A 1897-nucleotide genomic window follows, 5' to 3' on the forward strand; every position below is an offset into this window, starting at 1 on the left:
ATCCTCTACGTCGATCGCGTCAATCTCGCGACCGCCGCCGGCGCGATCAAGGCCGAACTCGGGCTATCGAATACCGAGCTCGGCGTCGCATTCTCCGCGTTCGCGTATTCGTATGCAATCTGCCAGATCGGCGGCGGCTGGATCGCCGACCGGTTCGGCGCGCGCATCACGTTGATCGGCTGCGGGCTGATCTGGGTCGTCGCCACGTTCACGACCGGGCTCGTGCACAGTCTCGGGCTGCTGTTCGCCGCGCGGCTGCTGCTCGGCATCGGCGAAGGCGCGACGCTGCCGGCCCAGGCCCGAGCGGTCACGCACTGGTTCCCGCGCGAGCGGCGCGGCGTCGTGCAGGGCTTCACCCATTCGTTCTCCCGGCTCGGCAACGCGGTCACGCCGCCGATCGTCGCCGCGCTGATGACGTGGCTGTCGTGGCGCGCGGCGTTCTTCGTGATCGGCGCGGTCACGCTGGTGTGGCTCGCGTGGTGGATCGTCGGCTTCCGCGAGCATCCGGCGGGCGACGACGACGGCCGCACGCGCACCGCGCGCCCTGCCGCACCGTCCGGCCCGACGCCGTGGGGGCCGCTGTTCCGACGCATGGCGCCGACCATCTTCGTCTACTTCTGCTACGGCTGGACCGCGTGGCTGTTCTTCACGTGGTTGCCGACCTTCTTCCTGAACGGCCAGGGCCTGAACGTGAAATCGACCGCGTTGTTCGCGTCCGGTGTGTTCTTCGCGGGCGTGGTCGGCGATACGCTCGGCGGCTGGCTCTGCGACCGGATCTACCGAAAGACCGGCAACCTCGCGCTGTCGCGCCAGAGCGTGATCGTCACGAGCTTCGTCGGCGCGCTCGTCTGCTTGCTGCCGCTCGCGTTCGTGCACTCGACGGCCGGCGTCGCGCTGTGCCTGTCGGGATCGTTCCTGTCCCTCGAACTGACGATCGGGCCGATCTGGGCCGTGCCGAGCGACATCGCGCCGACCCATGCCGGCATCGCGAGTGGGATGATGAACGCCGGTTCCGCGATCTCGGGAATCCTGTCGCCGATCCTGTTCGGCTATCTCGTCGATCGCACCGGCAGCTGGACGGTGCCGTTCGTCGGCTCGGTCGCGATGCTGCTGATCGGCATCGTCGCCGCGCTGCGGATTCGCCCGGACCGCGCGCTGTCCGAATCGATGCCGGCGCTCGTCGACGCGCCTGCTGCGCCGTCGGTGCGCTGAAGCGGTTCACTTCGGGTTCGCCTGCCTCAGCCGCCTCGCCGGCGTCGCCATCTCGCTTCACCGCGTTCCGCTGTGGTGGTGGCTTGGCTTGCCAGGGTTGCTCGGCTGGTTCGGTTGGTGCGGTTGGTGCGGCTTGATCGGTCTAATCGGTCTAATCGGCTGGCGCGGCTGGCGCGGCTGGCTCGGCCGCCGCGGCTGACAAACCGCGCCATTACGCATCGCCGTCATCCCCCGCGCCGTCCCGGTGAAACAGCGCGAGAAACTGCTGCGCGGGAATGCTCAACGGCCGATCGCGCCGCACGAGGCTGCCGTACGACGGCAGCTTCTGTTCGAGCGCGAAATCGATGATCGCGACGAGCCCGTGTTCGGCATTGCGCCGCGCGACCGTCAGCGGAATCACGCCGAGCATGTGCGAACGGTCGACGAGGTTCATCGTCGTCAGGATCGAGCCCGTTTCGACGAGCCCGCGCGGCATCGGCTGGTGACGCATGCGGAATTCGCGCTCGACGACCTCGCGCGCCGGGCTGCCGGCCGGCTGCAGGATCCACGCGTAATCGAGCAGCGCATCGAATTCGACCGGCCCCGCGCCCGCGAGCGGATGGTCGCGGCCCGCAATGATCGCAAGCGCCTCGTCATCCACCACGCGGAAGTCGCAGTCGGTCCCGACGTGGCGCCCGATCACCAC

The 1897-nt window shown here is 68.9% G+C and carries 2 protein-coding genes; one reads left to right on the forward strand and one right to left on the reverse strand.

From position 1 onward, the window contains the following. A partial coding sequence (locus JMF90_RS35225) for an MFS transporter (protein ID WP_201326178.1) occupies nt 1-1212 on the forward strand: 1212 nt, incomplete at its 5' end. A 211-nt stretch (nt 1213-1423) separates the two neighbouring features. Here the strand turns inward: JMF90_RS35225 and JMF90_RS35230 are convergent. After that, the coding region (locus JMF90_RS35230; RefSeq protein WP_236598106.1) for a LysR substrate-binding domain-containing protein at nt 1424-1897 on the reverse strand (474 nt) is incomplete at its 5' end.

Source organism: Burkholderia sp. E168m23 (assembly GCF_016586125.1).
Taxonomy (GTDB): Bacteria; Pseudomonadota; Gammaproteobacteria; order Burkholderiales; family Burkholderiaceae; genus Burkholderia; species Burkholderia orbicola.